22 protein-coding genes are annotated in these 24469 nt (G+C 42.3%); 15 read left to right on the forward strand and 7 right to left on the reverse strand.

Going from position 1 to position 24469, the window contains the following annotated elements:
• Window positions 1–18: 18 nt before the first annotated feature.
• The 3 genes from RAH45_RS07545 to sohB all read right to left on the reverse strand — a co-directional run bounded on the left by RAH45_RS07545 (window position 19) and on the right by sohB (window position 3973).
• Window positions 19–1302, reverse strand: a complete 1284-nt coding sequence (locus RAH45_RS07545; protein WP_068408749.1) for a phosphotransferase family protein — start codon at window positions 1300–1302, stop codon at window positions 19–21.
• A 140-nt stretch (window positions 1303–1442) separates the two neighbouring features.
• Window positions 1443–2693, reverse strand: a complete 1251-nt coding sequence (locus tag RAH45_RS07550) for an acyl-CoA dehydrogenase family protein (protein ID WP_180952554.1) — start codon at window positions 2691–2693, stop codon at window positions 1443–1445.
• 293 nt (window positions 2694–2986) lie between these two features.
• Window positions 2987–3973 carry a protease SohB gene (gene sohB, locus RAH45_RS07555; protein WP_193030142.1) on the reverse strand — a complete coding sequence of 329 codons (987 nt, stop codon included), beginning with the start codon at window positions 3971–3973 and terminating at the stop codon, window positions 2987–2989.
• A gap of 423 nt (window positions 3974–4396) precedes the next feature.
• Here sohB and aspS point away from each other — a divergent pair, with 423 nt between their 5' ends.
• From aspS to RAH45_RS07585, 6 genes are all read left to right on the forward strand, one after another.
• Window positions 4397–6223 carry an aspartate--tRNA ligase gene (gene aspS / locus RAH45_RS07560; RefSeq protein ID WP_193030208.1) on the forward strand — a complete coding sequence of 609 codons (1827 nt, stop codon included), beginning with the start codon at window positions 4397–4399 and terminating at the stop codon, window positions 6221–6223.
• 67 nt (window positions 6224–6290) lie between these two features.
• On the forward strand, window positions 6291–7250 hold the full coding sequence (locus RAH45_RS07565; RefSeq protein WP_193030144.1) for a lysophospholipid acyltransferase family protein: 960 nt from the start codon (window positions 6291–6293) through the stop codon (window positions 7248–7250).
• Window positions 7251–7401: 151 nt separating this feature from the next.
• Entirely contained in the window at window positions 7402–8202 is an 801-nt protein-coding gene (locus tag RAH45_RS07570; RefSeq protein ID WP_193030146.1) for a glycosyltransferase, read from the forward strand.
• A gap of 29 nt (window positions 8203–8231) precedes the next feature.
• Window positions 8232–9080: a WaaZ-like lipopolysaccharide core biosynthesis protein gene (locus tag RAH45_RS07575; RefSeq protein WP_144296935.1), complete on the forward strand. Its 849-nt coding sequence runs from the start codon at window positions 8232–8234 to the stop codon at window positions 9078–9080.
• Window positions 9081–9174: 94 nt separating this feature from the next.
• A complete protein-coding gene (locus RAH45_RS07580) occupies window positions 9175–9942 on the forward strand; it encodes a hypothetical protein (protein WP_144296934.1) in 768 nt (255 codons plus the stop codon).
• 102 nt (window positions 9943–10044) lie between these two features.
• A complete protein-coding gene (locus RAH45_RS07585; RefSeq protein ID WP_144296933.1) occupies window positions 10045–10740 on the forward strand; it encodes a putative nucleotide-diphospho-sugar transferase in 696 nt (231 codons plus the stop codon).
• Window positions 10741–10846: 106 nt separating this feature from the next.
• Here RAH45_RS07585 and RAH45_RS07590 read toward each other — a convergent pair whose 3' ends face one another.
• Both RAH45_RS07590 and RAH45_RS07595 read right to left on the reverse strand, forming a co-directional pair.
• On the reverse strand, window positions 10847–11944 hold the full coding sequence (locus RAH45_RS07590) for a glycosyltransferase (protein WP_223808507.1): 1098 nt from the start codon (window positions 11942–11944) through the stop codon (window positions 10847–10849).
• Between the two features lie 63 nt (window positions 11945–12007).
• A complete protein-coding gene (locus RAH45_RS07595) occupies window positions 12008–12871 on the reverse strand; it encodes a glycosyltransferase (protein WP_286797720.1) in 864 nt (287 codons plus the stop codon).
• A gap of 188 nt (window positions 12872–13059) precedes the next feature.
• On the opposite strand from RAH45_RS07595, the gene RAH45_RS07600 reads away from it, so the two are divergent.
• The 5 genes from RAH45_RS07600 (at window position 13060) to RAH45_RS07620 (ending at window position 18188) form a co-directional block, all read left to right on the forward strand.
• Window positions 13060–14667 (forward strand): glycosyltransferase family 39 protein, encoded by a 1608-nt coding sequence (locus RAH45_RS07600; RefSeq protein WP_306495101.1) that lies wholly within the window; start codon window positions 13060–13062, stop codon window positions 14665–14667.
• Window positions 14668–14741: 74 nt separating this feature from the next.
• On the forward strand, window positions 14742–15845 hold the full coding sequence (locus RAH45_RS07605) for a glycosyltransferase family 2 protein (RefSeq protein WP_305935563.1): 1104 nt from the start codon (window positions 14742–14744) through the stop codon (window positions 15843–15845).
• Window positions 15838–16287: a GtrA family protein gene (locus RAH45_RS07610; RefSeq protein ID WP_068408729.1), complete on the forward strand. Its 450-nt coding sequence runs from the start codon at window positions 15838–15840 to the stop codon at window positions 16285–16287. Before RAH45_RS07605 ends, RAH45_RS07610 begins: the two co-directional genes overlap by 8 nt.
• On the forward strand, window positions 16284–17165 hold the full coding sequence (locus RAH45_RS07615; protein ID WP_068408727.1) for a ChbG/HpnK family deacetylase: 882 nt from the start codon (window positions 16284–16286) through the stop codon (window positions 17163–17165). Before RAH45_RS07610 ends, RAH45_RS07615 begins: the two co-directional genes overlap by 4 nt.
• A 375-nt stretch (window positions 17166–17540) precedes the next feature.
• Window positions 17541–18188: an IS256 family transposase, variant Zn-binding type gene (locus tag RAH45_RS07620; RefSeq protein WP_306495102.1), complete on the forward strand. Its 648-nt coding sequence runs from the start codon at window positions 17541–17543 to the stop codon at window positions 18186–18188.
• A 177-nt stretch (window positions 18189–18365) separates the two neighbouring features.
• On the opposite strand, the gene RAH45_RS07625 is transcribed toward RAH45_RS07620, so the two are convergent.
• Both RAH45_RS07625 and glnE read right to left on the reverse strand, forming a co-directional pair.
• Window positions 18366–19295 carry a branched-chain amino acid transaminase gene (locus tag RAH45_RS07625; RefSeq protein ID WP_068408726.1) on the reverse strand — a complete coding sequence of 310 codons (930 nt, stop codon included), beginning with the start codon at window positions 19293–19295 and terminating at the stop codon, window positions 18366–18368.
• A 305-nt stretch (window positions 19296–19600) separates the two neighbouring features.
• Window positions 19601–22450: a bifunctional [glutamate--ammonia ligase]-adenylyl-L-tyrosine phosphorylase/[glutamate--ammonia-ligase] adenylyltransferase gene (gene glnE / locus RAH45_RS07630; RefSeq protein WP_082894412.1), complete on the reverse strand. Its 2850-nt coding sequence runs from the start codon at window positions 22448–22450 to the stop codon at window positions 19601–19603.
• Window positions 22451–22776: 326 nt separating this feature from the next.
• On the opposite strand from glnE, the gene tusD reads away from it, so the two are divergent.
• From tusD to RAH45_RS07650, 4 genes are all read left to right on the forward strand, one after another.
• Complete coding sequence (tusD, locus tag RAH45_RS07635) at window positions 22777–23235, forward strand: sulfurtransferase complex subunit TusD (protein ID WP_068408721.1); 459 nt, start codon at window positions 22777–22779, stop codon at window positions 23233–23235.
• A gap of 96 nt (window positions 23236–23331) precedes the next feature.
• Window positions 23332–23655 carry a hypothetical protein gene (locus tag RAH45_RS07640; RefSeq protein WP_068408719.1) on the forward strand — a complete coding sequence of 108 codons (324 nt, stop codon included), beginning with the start codon at window positions 23332–23334 and terminating at the stop codon, window positions 23653–23655.
• An 86-nt stretch (window positions 23656–23741) separates the two neighbouring features.
• Window positions 23742–24095, forward strand: a complete 354-nt coding sequence (locus RAH45_RS07645) for a hypothetical protein (RefSeq protein WP_068408717.1) — start codon at window positions 23742–23744, stop codon at window positions 24093–24095.
• Complete coding sequence (locus RAH45_RS07650; RefSeq protein ID WP_369811270.1) at window positions 24092–24448, forward strand: TusE/DsrC/DsvC family sulfur relay protein; 357 nt, start codon at window positions 24092–24094, stop codon at window positions 24446–24448. Before RAH45_RS07645 ends, RAH45_RS07650 begins: the two co-directional genes overlap by 4 nt.
• Window positions 24449–24469 lie beyond the last annotated feature (21 nt).

The raw sequence follows: 24469 nt of genomic DNA on the forward strand, positions 1-24469 counted from the left end.
ACTATGCGTTTAAAGCGTTTATTCTTTAGCTTTAGAATTACTTTGTCCAAAATAGCTTTTTGGTAAAATGCCCTTGATAACCGTTTGAATCGGACTTGGTAGTTGCTCGACCATCGCCGCATCGACGCCTATATCTTGCAGATGCGGTTGCACGTGGCTTATAAATAAAGCCTCGCCTTCATACTGAGCAATCAGCTTGAGACATTTAGCATGTAAGACATGGACGATAATCCAAAAGTTCTTAAAAGCTGGATTGCTGGTTTGTTTATTATAATAACGATAATAAATCTGCTGCACGATACCGGCTAGGCGAAATAGTCCAAACACTTCATAAAACGTCCAGTTGTCTATCTTAAGGCCCGTCTTTTTAAGATAATAGGTTACCACTTCATCACGGGTCATCATGCCTTTTAAATGCGTTGGCTGACGGCGAGATTGCTGCATGATGATGTTGTCATCTTCTTCAATCCAATACGCTAAAGCGCTACCCAAATCCATCAAAGGGTCGCCTAAGGTAGCCATTTCCCAATCGAGCACACCGATGACCTTGGTCGGATCATCAGCCGCCAAAATCACATTATCAAAGCGCCAATCATTATGGATAACACAAGTTTTACTATCGGCAGGCGTGTGCTTGCCAAGCCATTGTCTTACCAAAGCAAAGCTTGGCACATTGGGCGTTTTGGCTTTGACATAACGCTTATCCCAGCCCGTCACTTGACGCTCACAATAACCTTCGCCGCGACCAAGATTTACCAAATCAGGGTGCTTGGTATAATCGACTTCATGCAACTCAATCAAAGCGTCGATGACATTGGTACATAACTCGCGTGTTTGCGCTTCGTTTAAATCGACGCCTTTTGGCAAATTAGCCCGCGGAATGATACCTTCCATTCGCTCCATGACATAAAAGTCTGCGCCAATAACGTCTTCATCAGTACACAGCGCGACCATTTTTGGTACATAGGGATAAGCATCTTTTAAAGCTTTTTGCACGGTATATTCGCGCACCATATCATGTGCCGATTTGGCTTTGGTGCCTTTTGGCGGACGGCGTAAAATCAAATCTTGGCCGTCACCTTCGCCTTCATATTGCAGCCGGTAAGTCCAGTTTGAAGCGCCACCTGAGAATTGTGTCACCGTTGGCTCGCCTTTTATATCAACGCCTTGCTCGCGTAGCCAGTCGCTGACCGCTTTGGCGTCAAGCTCTTCGCCCTCGCGCACTTCGCCGCCTTTATCTAAAACTTTATTAACGGTTTGATTGTCAGCATCAGTATGGTTGGCATGATGTTCAGTTGCCATAAGACATTCCTTATCGTGTGGTCGTTTATTTTTTACCAGTTATTTGTTGTTTATAAAAGCTTAAGAGTTAAAAATTCACTATCAAATCATCGATAGTGAATTTTTGGTCATATAATTTAAATGACAATGTAGCCGACTTTTTAAGATTTAGGAGGTTTAGACGAGCGGCTAAAACCTTGGCGTTTTAATTCTAATTTGGCAATCATGGTTTTATGTACTTCATCAGGACCATCGGCTAAACGTAGTGCGCGAGCTTGTGCAAAGAAAGCAGGCAACATCGTATCTTGACAAACACCCATGCCACCGTGAATTTGAATCGCCATATCAACCACTTCTTGCAAGACAGTCGGTGCAACGACTTTAATGGCAGAGATTTCAGTCAATGCCGCTTTGGTCCCCTTCGCGTCCATTTTTTGCGCCGCGTATAGTGTCAATAAACGCGCTTGGTCAATTTTGATACGGGCGTCAGCGATACGCTCAAAGTTACCGCCTAATTGTAGCAGAGGCTTACCAAACGCGGTACGCTGCATACCGCGCTTAACCGCGAGCTCAAGAGACTTTTCGGCAGCACCAATACAGCGCATGCAATGGTGAATACGACCTGGTCCTAGGCGACCTTGCGCAATCTCAAAGCCCATACCAGGTCCACCGATAAAGTTATCGACTGGCACACGCACATTATTAAAGCGGACTTCGCCATGACCGTGCGGCGCATCGTAATCACCAAATACCTTTAACATACGTTCGATGTTAACGCCTGCGGTGTTTGCTGGCACCAAGACCATCGAATGCTGATGGTGACGGTCTTTATCCTCATCAGGAGTATAAGCCATGACAATCAAAACATCGACGGCAGGGTCGCCAAGACCCGATGACCACCACTTGCTACCATCGATAACAATCTCATCGCCATCGACGACAGCAGTCGCTTGCATATTGGTTGCATCACTTGACGCCACATCAGGCTCAGTCATACAAAATACCGAACGCGTTTTACCTTCTAATATCGGCGTTAGCCATTTATCTTGCTGCTCCTGTGAACCATAACGCCATAACAGCTCCATATTTCCGCTATCAGGGGCATTACAATTAAAGACATAAGGCGCGAGCAAACTGCGACCGGTGAGCTCGGCAATCGGTGCATAATCAGTAACCGACAGCCCAGCCCCAAGCTTATCATCAGGTAAAAATAAATTCCATAAACCCGCTTCACGCGCTTGTTTACGTAGGCTCTCGTACTTTTCTGGCCAGCGCCAATTTTTCCAATTACCATCAGGGTTTTGCGCATGACAGTCCGCCCAAAACTGTGCTTCTATTGGCTCGATTTGGGTTTCGATAAACTCTTTGACTTTGGCATGCATGGCTTGACCATGTTCGCTGGCGGTAAACATTAATGTGTCGGTAGACATAGTTGACATCCTTTTCTTTACTGATGATTAATGGCTTTTATGAAATTCACATCAAAATTCTATGTGTTGAGATTGCATAAAAAGATTAATGAGATTTTATAGTGTACGTACGTATACTCTGTTTTATCTGCCCCATTTATAACACAGCATTTGCGATTAAACAGCAAAAAAGGCGCGACCCGCTAGGACACGCCTTTTACAAAATACAAACAATGCACGATTCAGTATTGGAATGTTAAAACGCTAACTATCAAGCAACCTAATGATATTTAAACTTATTTTAGGATATTCAAGCGAGAGTCTAAATCAAAACGTGCCAATGCATCTGGTAGCTTATCAATCGCCATGCTGAGTGTGGCTTCTGCAGCTTGTGATAAACCCAATTTTTCGGCAAGCGTGGGCTTTTGACGTGAATGCAGCGCATACACTTCATTATTTTCCATACGCTCTAAAATGTAGCTGTCTGAGGTTTGCAAGCTATCAATTAAGTTAAGTTTTAGCGCATCTTCCCCATACCAATGCTCACCAGTGGCAACTTTAGCGACATCCAGTGTTGGACGATAAGTATTAACGAAGTGCTTGAATAACTCGTGCGTCTGCTCCAGCTCTTCTTGATATTTAGCGCGGTCTTCGGCGTCATTTTCACCAAACACGGTCACGGTGCGCTTATAGTCGCCTGCGGTGAACATCTCGTAATCAACGTCATGATTTTTGAGCCATTTATGGAAGTTTGGTAATTGCGAGACCACACCGATTGAACCAATTATCGCAAAGGGTGCGGCAACGATATTGTCGGCGACACAAGCCATCATATAACCGCCACTGGCCGCGACTTTATCGACACAGACGGTAAGCTTTAGACCGGCGTCTTTTAAACGTGCTAATTGTGCCGCTGCCAAGCCATAACCATGAACCAAACCGCCGCCCGACTCTAAGCGTACGACGACTTCATCGCCTTTATTAGCGGTACTGATGAGTGTGCTGATTTCTTCGCGTAAATGCTTCACCGCTGTGGCTTTGATATCACCATCAAAATCAAGCACAAAAACTTGCTGCTTCTCATCGCTATTATTCTTTTTGTTTTTACTCTTATTTTTTACTTTTAATGCTTGCTTGGCTTTTTTCGCCATGGTTTTTTTAAGTTGTTTAAGCGCCGCTTTACCTTGCGTTGCCTCCATCAGATCTTCACGACGTTGCTCTTGGCTTTTATTGAGATGGATAACTCTTAGCTCAACAGGATTTTTAGAAGGATGAAAAAGCATGAGCAGGATTCCTTGATAGTTGAAATAAATAATTTTAATAGATAATTGAAGGGGTTTTAATACGGTTTAATAAGTTAGCTTGATATGCGCACAGTGACTAGCATTTTCAAGCAAAATGACAATATTTAACCTAAGACAAATACTACTGCATAAATACCACCTCTACTGATACGTCCCTACCCTTCGTTTGAACACTACTGATTGGAAGCCACAGGTTGTATAACAAAGGCAGATTAGGCATAATATGCGTTTACATCAAATTTTCTGCAGCCAACGTGATGACCATTTGTCTTATATCGCGTTATTCGTGCTTTTTTGGCTAAATACTCAAAGGCACGGCGCTTATATTACACGCTAGCGGCTGCATTATTGTATTTCGAATTGGGCTGACAACTGGATAATTATATTATGACGCAAAGCACTATGACGCATAGCGAATACCGAGACGAATATTGCGGCGCTGTAACCGAAAGCTTACTTGAGCAAACCATTAGCATCGTAGGCTGGGTACATCGTCGTCGCGATCACGGTGGTGTGATTTTCTTAGACATGCGTGACCGCGCAGGCATCTTACAAGTTGTCGTTGACCCTGATACGCCAGAAGCATTCGCGACTGCTGATGCGGTACGTCCTGAATATGTTTTAAAAATTACCGGTCGCGTTCGCCGTCGTTACGAAGGCACTGAAAACGCTAATATGACCAGTGGTCAGATTGAGCTATTGGGTAAAGAGATTGAAGTATTGGCAAAATCTGAAACCCCGCCTTTCCCATTAAATGATGAGAAAACCACGGTATCAGAAGATCTGCGTTTAAAATATCGCTACCTTGATATGCGTCGTCCGCAAATGCAAGAGCGTATGGTTTTCCGTGCTAAAGCCACCTCAGCCATTCGTCGTTATCTAGATGACCATGGTTTCTTAGACGTTGAAACCCCTATCTTGACTCGTGCCACACCAGAAGGCGCACGGGATTATCTAGTGCCTTCACGCACTCGCCCGGGTAACTTCTTTGCTTTGCCGCAGTCACCACAGCTATTTAAACAGTTATTGATGGTGTCAGGATTTGATCGTTATTATCAAATCGCTAAGTGTTTCCGTGACGAAGACTTACGTGCTGACCGTCAGCCAGAATTTACCCAAGTCGATATTGAGACTTCTTTCTTAAATGAAGAAGAAATCATGAATATCAACGAAGGTTTGATTAAGCATCTATTTAAAACCATGATGAATGTGGAGTTTGAAGACTTCCCGCGTATGACTTACGCTGAAGCGATGCGTGACTATGCCTCAGACAAGCCTGACCTACGTATTCCATTAAAATTGGTCGACGTTGCTGATTTAATGAAAGACGTTGATTTTAAAGTCTTTGCCGGTCCTGCCAACGATCCTAAGGGCCGCGTTGCTGCTCTACGTATTCCTGGTGGCGCTGCGCTCAGCCGTAAGCAAATCGATGCTTATACCAAGTTTGTGAGCATTTATGGTGCACGTGGTTTGGCTTATATTAAAGTCAACGACGCCAGTAACATCAACAACGGCGTGGATAAAGAATCTGGTCTACAGTCGCCTATCATTAAAAACATGACCGATGACATCCTAGCGAGCTTGATTGAGCGTACGGGTGCCGAGAGTAATGATATTATCTTCTTCGGTGCTGATAAAGCCAGTATCGTCAACGATGCCATCGGCGCACTACGTCAAAAAATTGGTCTAGACTTAGAGATGCTGACCTGTGAATGGGCGCCTCTTTGGGTGACTGACTTCCCAATGTTTGAAGAAACGGATGATGGCCGCTGGACGTCAATGCACCATCCGTTTACTAAGCCAAAAGGCTCAGTTGAAGAATTAAAAACCAATCCTGAATCAGCGCTTTCTATCGCTTATGATATGGTGTTAAATGGTACTGAAATCGGCGGTGGTAGCTTACGTATCAATACCCTTGAGATGCAAAAAGCGGTATTTGAAGCGCTAGGTATCGATGAGGCTGAGGCCGAAGAGAAATTTAGCTTCTTACTTGATGCTCTAAAATTCGGTGCGCCTCCGCATGGTGGTTTAGCATTTGGTTTGGATCGCCTCATTATGCTAATGGTCGGCGCAAGCTCTATCCGTGACGTGATCGCCTTCCCTAAAACCAAAACTGCTGAAGACCCATTGACGCAAGCGCCTGCTCCGGTAGATAGCAAACAGCTACGTGAACTTGGTATCCGTGTACGCGAAAAGGCCCAGCCTGATACCAATAAACCTGCACAATAATTGGTTTAGTCATGCGCAAATATTGTTTATATTGCCCGTTATGTGATTCATCACCATGTGAATGGTTATGAATCCATATCATTTCTTCAAATTCGTGCCACTGTCTGTTTTGCAGATGCTGGCACGTTTTGTTGCCTGGATAATATTACGCCTACCAAATGCTAGTATTATGCGTACTGTGCGTATTAATATGGCACTGGTTGCGCCGTCGTTATCTGCTCATCAAAAACGCGCATTAACCAAAGAGATTATTTATCATCAATGTTTAACCAGTATCGAATCTATTAAAAGCTGGGCGATGCCACCGCAATGGAGCATTGCCCAGATTCGTGACGTGCATAATAAAGAGTATTTCTTAGAAGGGCTTGCCAATCCTAATGGAATGCTGGCGATTGTCCCGCATCTGGGTACGTGGGAGATGATGAACGCGTGGCTCAATCAGTTTGGCGCGCCAACGATTATGTATAAGCCTGTTAAAGGTAAGCTTACCAACGATTTTGTTCTACAAGGTCGCTCGCGTCTTAATGCCACACTGGTTCCGACCGATGGTAGTGGTGTCAAAGCGGTCTTTAAAACCTTAAAACAAGGCGGTTTTAGTATTGTGTTGCCTGATCATGTACCCGAACCTTCAGGCGGGGTTATCGTGCCGTTTTTTGGTATTGAAACGTTAACCAGCACGTTAGCATCAAAGCTAGCAAGTAAAACCAAGTGTGCGTTAGTTGGTTTATCTTGTATTCGCCGCGACGACGGGCAGGGTTTTGACATTTATTGTTATAAATTAGACGATCCAGCGCTCTATGACCGCAATACTGAAACCGCTGCTCATGCGCTCAATATTGCCATGCAGCATATGATTGAATCTCATTACAGTCATTATATGTGGGGTTATCGCCGTTTTAAACAAATCCCTTTATTAGACAACCCTTATAGGGCTGACGAAAAAGCTTTGGCTGATTTTATCAACGGTAATATCCAAAAACATGCCTTATATGATAATAAGCAAATGTCTAATAATTCTAAAGTTTAATTCTAATAAGCAACATTCGTACAATCAGTTAAGCATCTAGAGATATCGTCAATGATAGCTATGCTAATATGAGCAAGCGGTTATTTATTAGGATATTTTTTGACTGAATAATGACTGAACAAATCTTCATTGACTTTAATATGAGTACATTATGGCGACTGACGTAACCAGCCTTTCATCGACCGAGCAACTACAAACCGATCATAGCACTGCCGAGCAGCGTTATATTATTTGTATGAAATGGGGCGATAAATATGGTCCTGAATACGTCAACCGTCTTTATAATATGGTCAGTCGTCATTTGACCTTAGATTTTCAAATGGTTTGCCTAACCGATGATAGTACTGGTATCGACCCTGCAGTTGCTTGTTATCCGATTCCAGAAATGGATTTACCAGCAGGCCCTGAACGTGGCTGGAAAAAACTGACCACTTTTAAGCCAGAGTTATATGATTTAAAAGGTGTCGCCTTATTCTTAGACATCGATATCGTTATCGTCGATAATATTGATGCTTTTTTCACTTATAGAGCTGAGTATGAAGACAGCGTGGTCATTATTCGTGACTGGAAAAAGCCATGGCGCATGATTGGCAATAGCTCGGTTTATCGCTTTAATATCGGTATGGGCTCCTATCCTAATTTGCTCGCAAACTTTGAGCGCAACTTTGAAACCATTCGTACACAGGTTCGTCATGAGCAGGCTTATCTTTCTAACTATCTGCGTGAGCATCACCATTTAGAGTACTGGGATAAAAACTGGTGTGTCAGTTTTAAATATCAGTGTATGGCGCCTACTCCTTTGAATTTTGTACGTGCACCGACGTTACCTGAAGGCGCAAAAATTGTTATCTTTCATGGTGAAATTAATCCACCAGACGCTATCAAAGGCGGCGGCGGTAAATGGTATCGTCATGTGAAGCCTAGCCCTTGGTTGCAAGAGTATTGGGTGTAACTAAGTCATAGAAACATCTGGAACCCAACATGGAATTACCTCCTAGCGCCACTTTTAATATTGACAATCAGAGTGTTGGTATTTCTGCTTTTGATGCAAGAGAAGCCGAGCAAAACCTTCACCAGCAAGCAGTCAATATCATTGCTTCTGGTCCATCTATTACAGATTTATCATTTGCGGACTTAGTAGATACGGCGACTATTTTTGTGAATGGCAGTATTAGCCTAATGGCTCAATACAATTTTACCAATGTCGTCGGTTATGTCATTAGTGATGCGCGCTTCGTCAAACATCAACCAGATATTTTAAACAAGTACTACACAGGCCAGCCTTTGTATGCAACTCTAGCAGTGTTTGAGGCATTAGCAATCTCACACCCCAGCATGATAAGCAAATACCATAATGCAATGCGTATTATCTATCCTGCCGATCGAGCTTGGAGCGTAAAAACAAATAAGTCTTGGTTTGGTAGGCTGCTATTAAAACCACTCTCACATAATAAAAAGATACCGCTAGCATTATTGGCCAATCAACCTAACTTTGTTATAGATACGCAGCATCAGCCTGCGCCTATCGGCCTATCTTTAGATATGACATATGGGTTTATAGAAGCAGGAACAGTAGCTTACGTCGCCGCCCAGTTGGCTTATTCACGTCACGCTGGCACGATTCACTTATATGGGATTGATTTATTGAATAATAACCAACCTCGATTTTATGAGAGTAAAGGCGATAGCGCGCCTTGTAAATTAGATAAGGCAATTACTGATCGGATTGTGCCGTCTTTTAACCTGCTAGGTAAGATTTATAAAGAAAATAACGTGCCTGTTGTAAATCATTCACCAGTCTCTCAGGGTCTATTTAGTGCACTAGATTAATTGCTATTTTTTAAATGTATTAGTGGATAGAAAATTTTGGTCAGATACACGCTTCAATCAATATATAAACATTTACGAATAGGGTTTGTATTAAATGACAGCACCGAGTGGATGGCGAAGAAAAGCGATTTTACTGTTTAAAAGTGAAAAACAATTAAATGCGGGAAAAATCGTCAAAACCTTTATGAATAAAAGCCTTGATGAGATGAAAGCCTCTCTAATCACAGATGCTATGTGCGATGCTTCAGCCTTAACGCATAAACCGCGAACCAATGATTTAACTGCTCATTTGGAGAATTTAAAACATCAGTTTATCGGGCAGTCAGAGCTTTGTTTTTATCATGCCACACTCGTAGTATTACTACGTCGCAATTATAAGCCCAAAGAAATTTTTTCTGAGTTTGAGCAGTTATGGAATACAGAAACAGACTATCTGTTAGAGCATTTGTCTTTACGCTGGGTTGTTTCTGCCTGTGACACCTTTGTTGATCATTCAACCGATAGCATCAGGGCTGCTATTTTGATGAACATCACTACGCTTGTGAATACTTTAAGAATTTATGAAACTAAACAGTTTTTGCTACAACCTGCTAATTCTGAATCTTTGCCCCTGCTCGACGACAATATTGAGGCATTTTATCGGAATGACATTCCTTTATACGACGGCTTGACTTATTTTCGTATTGGCTCTGATGATACTTTAAAAAACATGCGTAAGCGTTATGAGAGTTTTTATGGGTCCGATAAGCTAGCGACGACAATGCTATTATCCGTTTTTGACAAGCTTCAAAAAAACAACAGTGCTTTTTCTACTATGCGCTCTTTACATAAAAGTAAAAACTCTGAGTGGTGGTTAGATTAAAATCAGTTACTAATACTACTGGATATATTTGAAATACTTATCTAATATAGCGCCAGAAAATCTCACCATTCGTGTTTTATTATTAAATTTACAGAGCTTTCCATGACTTCAGCTTCAACTCCATTATTCTTTGAAAAAATCAGTGCACCGGATAGCTTTATCGTATGTTGTTTTTATACCGACAGTTATCGCAGTCATGCTTTAAATCTAAAGCAATCGCTCGATGAATTTAACCTCAATTACTACTTTAAAGAAGTGGAAGATGCGGGTTACTGGGAGGCAAATACTCGTATCAAACCACACTTCATTTTAGAATGTCTAAAAAAATTCCCTAATAAAAATATTTTATATTTAGATGCCGATGCACTGGTCAAAAAACCTTTAGATTATTTTAATACTATTGATGCTGATGTCGCATTTTATAAGACTAAAGGACTGCCGGGCATGTCGCACGACTATCTGGCTAGTACTATGTTTTTTAGCAATACTGCCAATACTATGGCTTTAGTAGAACAATGGATAACCGAACAAGTAGACGGCAAACAAACTCAAGTAGATCAAGACAGTTTGGATGTCGCTATGGAGAAGCTTGGCGACACCTTAACCGTAGAAGCACTCAATCCCGGTTATATAAAAATATTCGATAAAGACTATGATGGTGATATTTATATTGAGCAATATCAGGCCAGCCGTGGTCATACCAAGCTTAAGCGGCAAAAAATACGACAGCGTAATAGATTTATAGGCGGTATCGTATTGTTAATTGTTATAGCTATCGGTATTTTATTAAATAAATAACTATTGTCTAGAGTATATCCTAATTTTGAAAATACCAGAAAAGGTTGGGTAAGTTTTTTTGAGTTAAGAGCTTACCCTAAACACGGTTAAATACTCATTACTTAGCCTATGTTTGTTTAGCAAAGCTTTCTGCAAACGCTAAATATTTTCTAGCGATGGGAATAGGTAGAAGTGCTTCATTAAAAGGAGCAGAGAATTGTTGTGAGTCTTTCATAGCTTGGTTTAACTTCTCACTGATAAGGGTGATATCATCTGTTGGCATCAAATTCTTTTTTGGTAGTAACTCTTTGGGTCCAGATTGACAATCGGTACTAACTACAGGTGTAGATAACGCTAGAGATTCTGCAATAACTAAAGCGAACCCTTCCCAATTAGAGGTTAATACTTTAAATCTAGCATGTTTAATATAAGGAAATACATTTTCACAAAACCCGAGAAGAACAACTTTATCTGACAAATCGAGATCTATAATTAATTGTTCTATTTCACCTTTAAGCTTACCTTGACCCGCTAATAACAATGGCAAAGACTGATCTGTCTGCGCATAAGCTTTTAATAGAATATCGTGGCGCTTTGCTTCCTTAAAGCTACCAACGTGAATGATATAGTCTTGATACTCTGGAATAAAAGCTTCAGCTAAATTCTGAATACCATCTCTATCAATTGGGTTATGAATAGCAGTTACTGGGTTACTCTCACCAAAATATCTTACAAAATCTTCTTTAACACCCTCGCTTACACACACGCAAGGATGTTTTGAATATCTATCTCTTAGTGTTAACTTCAAATTATCACTATCTGTTTCATTAAACTTATAATATAACGATAACGTATTATGGATAACATAAATAATATTTGGCAGCTTACTATAACAAAAAATACTGTCTGAACGCTCCAGATTAGATAAAAGCAAAGTAGGCTGACCAATATTCTTAAGAATATAGTTGTCTACTTTTTTGGCAATAACTGAATAGCGTATCTTACCTTTTGGTAACCAACGATAACGCTCGTAGTCTATTAAATGATAAGTTAAGTTTTCATCTAACGTAAACTCTACTTTAGCATTAAATCGCAATACATGAACATCAAAGCCTAATTGATGAAAAGCTGCCCCTATTGTTAAAACAAATCGCTCGGCACCCGCGCCTTGTAGAGAGTTGATAGATAGGACAATCTTATCTTTTTGTGACGCCATAGCACGCATCAAGTATCCTCAATCGTTTTTTATAAAGTTGCATGCTACCTGCATTTCAATATTATTGACAGTTTATAAGTTAAATAAACGCGAAAAAAATGACTTACCATCTTTTCGACGGGTTATTTTATTACCCTTATAACGCTTATGCGTTTTTTTCGGAAAATGACCAAACGGCGAGACGCGGTAATCATCTAGTTTATATCCAGCAGCAAGTGCTTCATTATAATAACTATCAAATAATTCACTAAGCTCAGTTCTTGGATGTGGCATTATTTTACCATCGAACCAATGTTTAAACCCCTCCTCCTCGACTCTTGCAAGCGCGTATTTATGACTAAACTGCGTGCCCATGTCTGAATAATGTAATATCTTAATCTGTTCTAATGCCAAGTCTTCACCATCGATACAATTATAGCTATCTTCATAAGGTTCAACGAGTTGAGGGTTAAACTTAATTAGATCCATCATTTTTTGATGACTATCAACATCTTGTCTAAGCTGCTCAATTGGCAGTATCTTGCTTTTCGCTTTGGTACAATCCCATAGGCAGGTACATAACCTCGTCATATCAGCATTCGTTTTCGCAGCTACGATAGCTTGGCCTTCAATAGGATGTTGCCATAGTTGAGCCAAGTCGCTCAAGATGACCACATCAGCGTCCATATAAATTGCTCTGCCAGAATAGTTACAATATTCTGGAATTGCCCAACGGAATCCTGAAAAAGGGGTTGCCCACTTAGCCGTATTCCAACCTTCTCCTATTTCAGGGTTAGAATACCAATAACTATCTGGATTGCGTGATAGCTGCATCCATATGATTTCAACTGGCGATTTGGTATGTTTATGAATACTATACTCTAGAACCATCATTTGCTCTAAATCACAGTTATTAGGATCGCATCCTACAAAAACTTTGATAATCTCATCACTCATAATTAAATCCTAATAATCAAGTACAATAAAAATTATTATATGTTAATGGTTTTTAGTAACTAAAAATTCATAATACGACAGATAAAAATCGTGCCCGACTATGCCTATCTATCAATTGTCTCTATAATACGGAAAAACTTATAGACCAGACTTACTTTAAGTTGGTTGTATATTATAAGGCTCGTATTATGACACCTACTGAACAATCGTCCTCTTATGCTCAGCCTATAAATAATGGCATGGATATTCTCTCTAAACAACAGCCTGAAAAACCTAAATCTTGGCGCGGGTTTGGGTTGTTTTTAATGGCTTACTTTTTGGTTTGGTCTATCACTCCAAGCTTTCTAGCCAGCAGTGTACCCTTCGATGTTAGCGAGGGTATAAATTGGGGCAGCGAATGGCAATGGGGCTATTATAAACATCCCCCATTATCGTCATGGATATTATACAGCTTTTATCAATTGTTTGGTCATGTTGGCCCTTATTTACTCAGCCAATTATCTGTCTTACTGACCTCAGTCCTAATTTATCAGTTAGGTAAGAAGATTTGGTCACCAACCACCGCTCTAATCGGTAGCGCGTTAACTTTAGCGGTTCTGTACTACACTTACCCTAGCCTTGAGTTTAATCACAACGTCGCTCAGTTTCCCATTTGGGCAGGGTTGTACTTAGCGTTTTATCAATCTTTGACTCAAAACCGTCTCAGAGATTGGATATTACTGGGTGTGATTGGTGGACTTGGCATGCTAACCAAGTACACCGTGATATTCTTACTGATACCAATGGCATTCTATTTAATGCTGCCAAAACAGTGGCCATTATTAAAACAACCGAAACCGTGGATAGCGGCTTTTATTATGTTGGCTATCTTCGCACCGCATTTATATTGGTTAGCAACGCACGATTGGTTGCCGCTTAGTTATGCCAGTGGACGCTCGCAAGAGGTTGCTGCGGGGGCATATAACATCAAGCGGCATTTTAGCTGGATAGGATTTATCATTGCTCAGCTTGTCGCCCATATTCCGCTACTAATTATGCTTGCTGTTAATCGCAAGCGTTTATTAAAGACTGATGACTACAAGCACAGCTTACCGCAGGACGCAGGACTGCTTTGGTATATGTGGTTATCACCAATCGCGGTATTGGTTGTTTTAAGCTTGGTGTTTGGGGTGGGCTTGCGTGATATGTGGGGCATGCCAATGTGGGCACTGTCAGGGTTGCTCGCTGCCTCCTTGATAGCACCTGCCACTCAATTATTAACCGCCATCAAGCTACGAAAAGCTCTGACTATTTGGTTGTCCCTTGTTACCGTACTAATGGTAGTATATGTGGGCTTCGGCGACAAGATTCGTCATAAGCCTTCTCGTATGCAGTGGCCGGAGCAGGCATTGACAGTTCAAGCACAGACTACTTGGCAATCATTGAGTAGCTGTACACTTGATAGCGTTTCAGGTGATCGCTGGCTTGGCGCATTAGTGGCGATGAATAGCGGCTTTCCCTCACAAATGATATCCGGTCCTGCCAGTCACTCGCCCTGGATGAACACCCAGCGCCTACAAGAAAATGGCACGTTAGTCATGTGGCAAGAGGGCGAAGAAGATATCGTCCTGCCGTTGCTTGATGATGTTGATGCTATTGCCACTACTGAAGTAGAGAATAGCCATAACAACGCTAATGCCTTAATTAAGCAGCAAGGTCAATGGCAGATTGATTGGCGTGACGGTAAGATAGAAAAACCGTTATTGATAAACTGGGTGGCTTATGTCCCAAGTCGCTGCTTTAAGCATTCTAAATAAAACTTTGCCTATCAGCATTTGCTTATCAGCGGCTGGTAAATAGCCATTTATATGAATAAAATAATTGAGTGTTTATGCTAGAACAGTTGTCACAATCTCGCCCTTATTTGTCAATTATTATGCCTGCGTATAATGATGCTGAAGCCTTACAAGCCTTTTTGCCAGAGGTCTTCGCCTTTACGCAGACACTACGCGCGCCAGTAGATATAGCATCGGCCAAGCAAAATCTAGAGAGCTCAACAGCAAGAATAGCAAACTGTGAGATTATTATTGTTGATGATGGTAGCCGCGATAACTTAGTCGAGGTAGTCACACAGTTAATGCCTACTCGTCCAGCAAATACAGAATTAGAGCTCATACGTTTATCGCGTAATTTTGGTAAAGAGCCTGCGCTCAGTGCTGGTCTAGCAGCTGCGCGAGGCGAGATGGTTGCTATGATTGACGCCGATGGACAGCATCCCTTAGCAGTATTAGCACAAATGCTAACGATGATTGAGCAATCGGATATTGATATGGTCGCGGGTATTCAAGCCAATCGCCCGCATGAAAGCCGACTTGCAAAAACTTTAAAAGGCAGTTTTTATCATTTTATCCAAGACAGTCAGCGCTACGAGATTCGTCCTAATGCCGGTGATTTTCGGGTGATGAATCTCAAGGTGCTAAATGCTTTACGCTCATTACCAGAGCGCCAACGCTTTATGAAAGGCTTGTATGCTTGGGTTGGCTTTAATACGGTCTATTTGCCCTTTACCGCTGCCAATCGCGATACTGGTGAAAGTAAATTTAACTATGGCAGCTTGTTTGAATTGGCACTTGTAGGTATTACCTCCTTTTCTCAGCGACCACTGCGGCTGATTTCCCGCATAGGTTTTGCAGTCTCTGCATTGGCTTTTTTATACGGCTTATATATCGTGATAGATACCTTAATATTTGGTAGCGATGTCGCAGGCTGGGCAACGGTTGCCGCAGGAATTATGTTCTCTACTGGTATACAACTGGTTTGTATTGGCGTGATTGGCGAATATGTCGGTAGACTCTATGAAGAGGTTAAGCAGCGACCACTGTATTTAATCGATGAAGTCATCAATAGCAAGTCTGCGCATACTACTCATCAATACGCTGATAATTACCTACAGGCGACGGCCAAAAGTGCAATGGACAAACCAGCTGATGAATAACACAGCAGAAACGCAATCGAATGCTATGCAAGCCCTTTGGTTTTTAGCCGTTGGTGCCAGTGCGGCTTTGGTGCATTTTTTAGTATTGGTCAGTATTGTTAATTTCACGACTGCCACGCCAGCATGGGCAAACGTAGGCGCTTTTTTACTTGCTTTTATGGTCAGCTTTTTCGGGCATTTTTATCTTACCTTTAAACAATCAGAGTATTCAGATAAGAGCATTCAGCACAACAATAATCATATTCATAAAAAAAAGCATCTTCCTGCTTTAGGAAAATGGTTTAGTAGTTCTGCTGCAGGATTTATTGCCAATCAAGGCTTATTTGTTTTAGGGTTACGTTGGTTTGGCGAGCAGTATTATATAGTGATATGGCTACTGGTCACGGGCGTTATTACCGTTATGACCTTTGCCTTGGGCAAGTTTTGGGCGTTTAAATCATGAGCCATCCTCATTATAAAGAGCAAGCTGCTGCGCTATCTAACCATGCCCGCCCTGTGATTATTAACGTTGATGATTTAGGATTGTCGACTGCCGTTAACGATGCCGTCATTCATCTTGCTGAACTTGGACGTATTGGTGCCAGCAGCTATATGGTTGGCGGTACAATTACGGATAGCGATATCAATCGTCTGAACCAACTCAATGTCGATATTGGCTTGCATTTAGATTTGACGGGTATATTTGCTTCCGCCCTGCGTGGTTCATTAAAATCAATCATTATCGCTAGCTACTTGCGTCGTTTTAATCCCATGCAAGTAACCGATATTATTAAACAACAATTAGATGGATTTGAAGAACGCTTTAATCGTGCGCCTGTATTTATTGACGGACATCAACATATTCATCAGTTTCCTGTTATTCGTGAGGGTTTAATTAAAGAGCTCACTAACCGCTATAGTGATAAGATAGCAAAAGGCATGCTGAGCGCACGCGTTACTACACCGCTTATCAATGACGTAAAGTCTTGGATCATTTATATACTAGGTGGTTATGCTTGGCGAAAATCTTGTCAGCATCATCGAATTATAACCAATGATAAATTTGGTGGGGTTTATGGTTTTGATGCTGATCGTCAGCAATTAGCAATGTTATGGAAAAAGTGGCTGCAAGCTGCACCCTGTCATACAGCTAACGTATCACCTACACTGATTATGTGTCATCCTGCTGTTCCTGAAAGTAGAAGTAATAGCTGGCAGGATGACATCAAAGGGGCTCGTGAGATTGAGTATAAGTGGTTAATCAGTGACGAGTTTGCAGAGTTATTAGCTCAGTATGAAGTAAAATTGATGCGCTGGTCAGATATAACATCACCCTCTTGAACCTTTAATAATTATCAAAGTCGGTGTAATGGACATTTTTCATGCTGACGTAGGGTCTAACGCTATATACTGTCTATATTTGCAAGGAATCAACGCCATGAATCAAAAAACTGCCCTTTTTGTCGTGATAAACACACCAAGAAGAACGGACGCAAGCTTGGTAAACAGCAGTATCAATGTCTCGCTTGCAGACGGCAGTTTTTAGGTGGCACAAGACTCAATAACCAGACCCTTTGGACGGAATACACTCAGGGAAAACAGACCTATAAGCAACTGGCTGATAAATATCACTGTAGTCTTAAAACCATTCAAAGACGCTTAGATAAAGTCAGTACCCAGTATCAGATTAAGCGACCAAAGACTGCTAATATCATCATGGACACCACTTACTTTGGTCGCAAGTTTGGTTTAATGGTCTTTATGGACAATACCACTAGAACCGTACTTTATTACGCGATAGTGAGTCATGAAACCAACAGCGCCTACAAGCAAGGAATTGATCATCTAGCATCGTTAGGCGTTGATATACAAAGCATCACCTGTGATGGTAGACGAGGACTGCGTACTTTATTCACCCGCACCCCTTGCCAGATGTGCCAGTTTCATCAGGTGCAAATAGTGACCCGCTATCTGACTCGTCGACCTAAGAACATTGCTAGTATTGAGCTTAGACGACTTACTTTAGAAATAAAACTGCTTGATAAAGAGGCGTTCATACAGCGCTTAGATCATTGGTATTTGACTCATGAAGCCTATCTTAATGAGCGTAGTATCAATGACGATAACAGTAGAACGTGGTACACGCATAAGCGCCTTAGAAGTGCTTATCGTAGTCTCAGAACCAATAGTGATTGGTTATTCACTTATCAAGAATATGGGCATTTAGACATACCAAATACCACCAATTCTCTTGAAGGATTATTCAGCGAGCTCAAGCGACAATTACACAGTCATCACGGTCTAAGTGAGCACCGTAAATTACGGTTTATTAAAGACTTTCTACTATCAAAGTCGCTCAAATAGCATGAATTATGTCCATTAGCGAGTACCTTCTACTTTTTAGCATGAATTTTGTCCATTACACCTCAAAGTCATAATAAAAGTGACGCAATGATAAAGAGGAAAAAGCTAAGACTGTTTCAGTCTTAGCTTTTTTATTTCATACAATATGGTTTTAAAAATAAAATGCAGCTTTAAAAATTAATCAATAAAGCTTAACCAATCCATATATTGCTCATTACGGCCATGGACTACATCAAAGTACAAGGTTTGCAACTTCTCAGTCAATGGACCACGACCACCATTACCGATGACGCGGTCATCGTATTCACGAATAGGCGTCACTTCAGCCGCGGTACCTGTCATAAAGATTTCATCGGCTAAGTAAAACTCGTCACGAGTGATACGGCGCTCAACGACTTTGATACCCAAATCATCAGCGAATTGAATGATAGTACGGCGAGTGATACCGTCAAGGGCGCCGCCGCCCAAATCTGGGGTATGCAGTACACCATCTTTGACTAAGAACAAGTTCTCGCCCGCGCCTTGGCAGACATAACCTTGTGGGTCCATCAAGATAGCTTCATCATAGCCATTACGCGTGACTTCTTGGTTAGCCATTATAGACACAGGATAGTTGCTTGAGGCTTTAGCTTTACACATGGTCACGTTGGTCATGTGATGGGTAAATGACGAGGTTTTTACACGGATACCGTTTTTGATACCGTCTTCACCAAGATATGCGCCCCAATGCCAAGCAGCGACCATCGCATTGATACTATTGTCACGCGATGATAGACCCAATTTCTCGGCGCCAACCCAAATAAGTGGGCGAATATAGGCTTCTGCCAAGTTGTTTTGCTTAACCACATCTTTTTGCGCTTGCTCAAGTGCGGCTGCATCAAACGGTACATTCATTTGAAATATTTTGGCAGAACCCAGTAGACGATCGGTATGGTCTTTTAAGCGAAAAATTGCAGTGCGATTGTCAGCCGTTTGGTAAGCACGTACCCCTTCAAACACCGCCATACCATAATGCAGGCTATGCGTAAGCACATGAACCTTGGCATCTGGCTGTTCAATCATCGTGCCATTCATCCAAAGCTTACCTTCTTGTGTTGCCATATTCATTTAATAGTCCTTATGCTAGCGCTGACGTCTAACTTTTCTTGTTGAGTGTTAATGGTTAAATAAGTGTTTTAAGTAAAATTGCCTGCTGACACTGAGTGCCTATTTTTAGATGCAATTTCAGATGCAATTTTTCTATCTGCAAATTTAAGGTGCCAGTGATTATAGCACCGGCACGAGAAGCAAATACAATATTTTAGTTTATCACTGCATGGCTTTTATTCATATACCATTCGTTACAATGGCTATCAAAGCCCTACGCTTATTGCAATGAACTTATAACGCCGCATTATTGTTTTATGGCAGGATTATTCAGCAGATTCTACGCCCATCAAATGCTGCCACTGCGCTTGTACCAGTGCTCGCGTTTCTGTCCATAATGACTCATCCACCAGTAACGATTGCTCAGATAGTGCCAATTGATGGGTCGCGGCGCGGATACGTAAATACGCATCGGTCAAATCTTGGCAAACTTCTACTTCCCAAATACCAAGCGCGGCAACTTCTTCAAAAATACGTACGTTATCACTCCATTTGGTCAAGCTTGGATGTTCATGCGAATAAGCCAATACCGCAAACTGCGCGAGAAACTCAATGTCTACAATACCGCCCGCATCTTGTTTAAGATGGAACTTGCCCGCTTGCTGCTGGTGCTGACTGGTGCCCAAATGCTTTTGCATTTTAATACGCATACTGGTTACTTCGATACGGACTTGCTCAATGGTACGCGGTAGCGCCAAAACGGTACGACGAATGTCACAAAAACGGGCGGTCACGCGCTTATCACCGCAGATAGCTCGCGCCCGTACCAATGCTTGATGCTCCCAAGACCAAGCCTTCTCAAGCTGATAGGTTTCAAACGCATGACAAGAAACCACCATCATGCCCGCATTGCCCGAGGGACGCAGGCGCATATCGACTTCATAAGCACGGCCATCACGAGTTTGGGTATTCAGATAAGTCATCAGCTTTTGCGCCAAACGGGCGGCAAACTTCATACCACTGACCGATTTTTCACCCGTGGTCATGCCCTGCTCTTTTATTTTATGCAAAAACACCAAGTCTAAATCGGATGAATAGGATAACTCAAGCCCGCCAAGCTTGCCATAACCAATAATCGCAAAGCCGCAATCCGCTTCGGTGACCGGATCGCCATCTTGACCAATTGGGTAACCATAACGTTTGACGATTTCCGCAAAGGCACGCTCCAGCGCCGCCTCTAACACCACAGCAGCAATGTAGGTCAGTGAGTCTGACACTTTCATGATAGGGCGCTCTGCCAGCACGTCACTGGCAGCCACTGCGAGCACTTGGTTCTTTTTAAACAATCGCAGTACGCTCAGCAATTCTTCTTCATCGTTAGGCTCTACGCGCAACAACTGCTGGCGCAAAATATCACGCAGCTCAAGCTTGTCTGGCAGATGTCGATAGCGCTGCTGCAAAAACGTGTCTAAAAGTACCGGATACTGCGCCAACTCTTTTGCAATCCAAGGGCTAGCCGACAACATCGGAATCAGCTCAACGGTGGCATTGGGGTTTTCTGCTATCATCACCAAATAAATAGAACGGCGGCAAATGGCTTCTAGCAAATTTATTAAACGCGGCAAAGCGATATTAGCAAGTTGCTGCTGCTCTTCATGGACAAGGAGCGCGTGGACAATCACAGGATACGCATCATCCAAACGCTCACGCGCTTCATCGCTCAAATTGGCGACCATTTTTGACTGCCAAAAACCTTGTAAACGCTCGCGATTTTCTTCAGTTAATACCTCATTTAAGCGCGCAATCTGCTCGTTTAGATGTTCAGGCTCAAACTCATCATCGTCTTGATCCGGTATCTGCCGTTCAGTAACCATACGCTCAAACGGCACATTGACATGATAGCGGTGATCATTCAGCGTCGCTAATAACCCAGCCCAATCATCAAAGCCAAGGGTCATTGCCAAATTATGCTGCCACTCTGGGTCATGCGGTAAGCGCTGCGTTTGCTGATCGTTAATCGCTTGAATACCGTGTTCAAGACGCCGTAAAAAACGATAAGCTGCCTGCAGTTCTTGATAAGTAGTTTCTTCTAAATACCCAAGTTGACACAGTGCCTGCATCGCTGCCAAACAAGACTTAACCTGTAACTGCGGATGCCGACCACCATAAATCAGTTGAAAGGCTTGAACGATAAACTCAATGTCTCTGATACCACCCGCGCCAAGCTTGATATTGTCTAAGTCTTCGCGCTGAGCGACTTGATTTTGAATCAGAGACTTCATCTCTCTGAGGGCTGAAAAAGCACTATAATCAACGTAATAACGAAATACAAAAGGCTTAATCAGCGCTTGTATGTCATCGTAAAACGGCTGCTCGATGTGTCCAACCACGCGGGCTTTGAGCCAAGCAAAACGCTCCCACGCCCGCCCATGCTGGGCAAAGTACTTCTGCAATGCGGATAAATGAATCGCCAAATCACTGCCATCGCCCCACGGACGCAAACGCATATCAACCCTAAACACAAAACCATCAGCGGTATTATTATCGAGCAGTCTAATAATACCTTGTCCAAGCCGGGTCATAAAACGCTTGTTATCAATACTGCGCGTGCCTTTTGCTTTGTCACCGTCTGTTTCACCGCGCGCCTGATGCACAAAAATAAGGTCGATATCACTGGATAAATTGAGCTCATGCGCGCCAAGCTTACCCATTGCCATAATCGCCATATCATCGACTTGCACATTCCCCTTCGCATTAATAAAGGTCGGCTGCCCATATTGCGCAATCAGCTGCTGATAGGTATAGTCTTTGGCAAATAAAATGCAGCCATCGGCAAATTCAGACAGCTCATCGGTCAATTGCTCAAGCTCAATCATGGCCAAGGCATCTTGCCAAATCCAGCGCATCATTAGCAGCATACGCAAATGCCGCAAACCACTCATTACCTTGTCTTCATTGGCGAGCTGATAATTCTCATCCAAGGTATAATCTTGAATCAAATCATCAATTTGCTGGCGCGTTAACGTGCTCTGTAATGGATAACTGCGCAAAAACGTCTGGCAAGCGCCCGTTCGACTTTTCCAAACCTGATAAGCAAACTCGCTGGCAGTCTGTAGCACTTGTAGCTGCTCTGGGCTAGGCTGAAAGCCTGTACTACTAGGCATGGTAGATAGCATAACGACGACAACTCCTTGCAGCATAAAGCTATAAAAACCACATCAATCGCAAAAATTATTTTTACAATATTAACGCGGCTATAAACAATCTTATTTTAGGATTTTTATAGTAGCATAAATCCTCAGCCATGCTACTGACAGCACTTTACTGACTAAGAACTGACGAACATAAGAAAGTTTTGCGAATAATGCTACAATAGCCAATACTTAAAAGGACTTAAAACCTAAACCTAGAAATCTTGAGTTTTAAACACTTTGGGTCTTAAAAATCTTGAGACGCTGTGCTTTTTTCTTTATTCTCATTCATCATAAGTGACACCGCGATTATGACGACCACAACCCCGCTATTATTAATTACTGCTGATCCCAGCCATCCGCTGGCATATCTTGCGCTACGCTATGCGCGTACCTATCTAGCAAACACTGATACAAATAATAATGACACGAACAATAATGATGAGACCGATAACAGCGATAATAATGAAAACGTACCTGCGCCATTGAATATTTTTTTCTATGCCGATGCCGCCAATACCGCCAATCGCTTGCGCTGGCAGTCAGCAGACCAGATGAATATCACTCAAGAGTGGCAAAAGCTTGCTGAGCAATATCAGTTGACGCTGCCTGTTTGTGTCAGTACGGCGCTTAGCCGCGGTATTTCAGATAGCGAAAATAGCACTCGCCATCAGTTAGATAGCGAAAATCTGGCAGCTAGTTTTAAGCTGGTAGGACTGAGTGAGCTTGCGATGATGATGCAAGGTAACTGTCGTTTACTCCAGTTTTAAACAGCGTTTTACATGACAACTCGCTGTCAAAACAGCCAACTTAATAATAACCAGATGAATAATAGTGGTTGGCGATAATCAGATTAGGAATACATCATGAAATTACTCATTCGCTTGCATACGCCTACCGAGATGGTAAGTTATGAAGGCTGCGCGCTGGCTTTAACCTTAGCGACTTTTGGTCATGAGGTGCAGCTGTATTTGGATGCGCCGGTCTTTGGTTTTTTAATGCAGCCTGAATCACGTTTGCATGGCATGATTCAGTCGCTTGAGTTATATGATATGCCAGCCGCTTGGTTACCGGACGATGTGTTTAGCGGTTGGATTGCGGGCATGTTACCGGCAGATTTGGCGACGCAGCTGACCTTGATACCAGAGGTGGTAAATTCGCAAGAATTTGACCAGATCTTAGTCTTTTAGTAGCAACTTTTTGGGCTAGGACGAATTTACATTGTTAATATTTATTTTAATATGACAACAAATATAGTAAGTAAGCGGACACGATTATGGCAACTTTATATCAATTACATAGCAGTATGGATACGCTCAGACGCAGCACAGAACAAATGACATCGACGTGGCGTGCGGGTGATAGCATTATATTATTGGGCACAACGGTCGCTTTTATTGACTGGTTTAATGCTTATTTGGAAGACCTTGAGTACATTGAAACAAAAGATGTAGCGGCTATTTATGCTCTCGCTGAGGACGTAGCGCAGCTGAATGATAATACGGCGGCAAAGCTCAATTTATCCGCCAAATTAACGGCTGTTTTGAGCGATGATGAATGGGTCGCCTTAACTCAAAATACTTATGCGAATGGCGCTACCTTTGATAAAGTGGTAACAATTGCTCTATGATGAATCCTAAAGATGATATTACACCTGCTGAGAAGATGACTGCAGTGGACTTAGACCAAGACGGGCATTTATGCGACCATACAGTTTGGACGCCTGCGATTGCGCAGCAGCTCGCGAATACTCTAGATGTAACTTTAAATGCTGAACATTTAGCCATCTTACAGCAGGTACGCGCATTTTTTACCAAATTTAATCACGCGCCAGCGACCCGCCCGCTGATTAAATGGCTACAGCAAACCTTGCCTGAGCATGACATCAGCAATCAAAAGCTCCAGCAGTTATTTAATACGGGTTTGGTTGCCCGTCATGTCAATCGTCTTGCTGGCTTGCCAAAACCGCCAAATTGTTTATAAAACACGTGGTTTATAAAAAAG

It is taken from the genome of Psychrobacter sp. van23A, from assembly GCF_030845275.1.
GTDB classification, from domain to species: domain Bacteria; phylum Pseudomonadota; class Gammaproteobacteria; order Pseudomonadales; family Moraxellaceae; genus Psychrobacter; species Psychrobacter faecalis.

Bases quoted from the DNA above. Each gene is read 5' to 3' on its own strand.
- RAH45_RS07585 (WP_144296933.1), top strand. From the start codon at position 10,045: ATGACTTCAGCTTCAACTCCATTATTCTTTGAAAAAATCAGTGCACCG.
- RAH45_RS07615 (WP_068408727.1), top strand. From the start codon at position 16,284: ATGAGCCATCCTCATTATAAAGAGCAAGCTGCTGCGCTATCTAACCAT.
- tusD (WP_068408721.1), top strand. From the start codon at position 22,777: ATGACGACCACAACCCCGCTATTATTAATTACTGCTGATCCCAGCCAT.
- RAH45_RS07610 (WP_068408729.1), top strand. From the start codon at position 15,838: ATGAATAACACAGCAGAAACGCAATCGAATGCTATGCAAGCCCTTTGG.
- RAH45_RS07595 (WP_286797720.1), bottom strand. From the start codon at position 12,871: ATGAGTGATGAGATTATCAAAGTTTTTGTAGGATGCGATCCTAATAAC.
- RAH45_RS07605 (WP_305935563.1), top strand. From the start codon at position 14,742: ATGCTAGAACAGTTGTCACAATCTCGCCCTTATTTGTCAATTATTATG.
- aspS (WP_193030208.1), top strand. From the start codon at position 4,397: ATGACGCATAGCGAATACCGAGACGAATATTGCGGCGCTGTAACCGAA.
- RAH45_RS07575 (WP_144296935.1), top strand. From the start codon at position 8,232: ATGGAATTACCTCCTAGCGCCACTTTTAATATTGACAATCAGAGTGTT.
- RAH45_RS07650 (WP_369811270.1), top strand. From the start codon at position 24,092: ATGATGAATCCTAAAGATGATATTACACCTGCTGAGAAGATGACTGCA.
- sohB (WP_193030142.1), bottom strand. From the start codon at position 3,973: ATGCTTTTTCATCCTTCTAAAAATCCTGTTGAGCTAAGAGTTATCCAT.
- RAH45_RS07645 (WP_068408717.1), top strand. From the start codon at position 23,742: ATGGCAACTTTATATCAATTACATAGCAGTATGGATACGCTCAGACGC.
- RAH45_RS07550 (WP_180952554.1), bottom strand. From the start codon at position 2,693: ATGTTTACCGCCAGCGAACATGGTCAAGCCATGCATGCCAAAGTCAAA.
- RAH45_RS07600 (WP_306495101.1), top strand. From the start codon at position 13,060: ATGACACCTACTGAACAATCGTCCTCTTATGCTCAGCCTATAAATAAT.
- RAH45_RS07625 (WP_068408726.1), bottom strand. From the start codon at position 19,295: ATGAATATGGCAACACAAGAAGGTAAGCTTTGGATGAATGGCACGATG.
- RAH45_RS07620 (WP_306495102.1), top strand. From the start codon at position 17,541: ATGGACACCACTTACTTTGGTCGCAAGTTTGGTTTAATGGTCTTTATG.
- RAH45_RS07570 (WP_193030146.1), top strand. From the start codon at position 7,402: ATGGCGACTGACGTAACCAGCCTTTCATCGACCGAGCAACTACAAACC.
- RAH45_RS07580 (WP_144296934.1), top strand. From the start codon at position 9,175: ATGACAGCACCGAGTGGATGGCGAAGAAAAGCGATTTTACTGTTTAAA.
- RAH45_RS07545 (WP_068408749.1), bottom strand. From the start codon at position 1,302: ATGGCAACTGAACATCATGCCAACCATACTGATGCTGACAATCAAACC.
- RAH45_RS07565 (WP_193030144.1), top strand. From the start codon at position 6,291: ATGAATCCATATCATTTCTTCAAATTCGTGCCACTGTCTGTTTTGCAG.
- glnE (WP_082894412.1), bottom strand. From the start codon at position 22,450: ATGCTATCTACCATGCCTAGTAGTACAGGCTTTCAGCCTAGCCCAGAG.
- RAH45_RS07590 (WP_223808507.1), bottom strand. From the start codon at position 11,944: ATGCGTGCTATGGCGTCACAAAAAGATAAGATTGTCCTATCTATCAAC.
- RAH45_RS07640 (WP_068408719.1), top strand. From the start codon at position 23,332: ATGAAATTACTCATTCGCTTGCATACGCCTACCGAGATGGTAAGTTAT.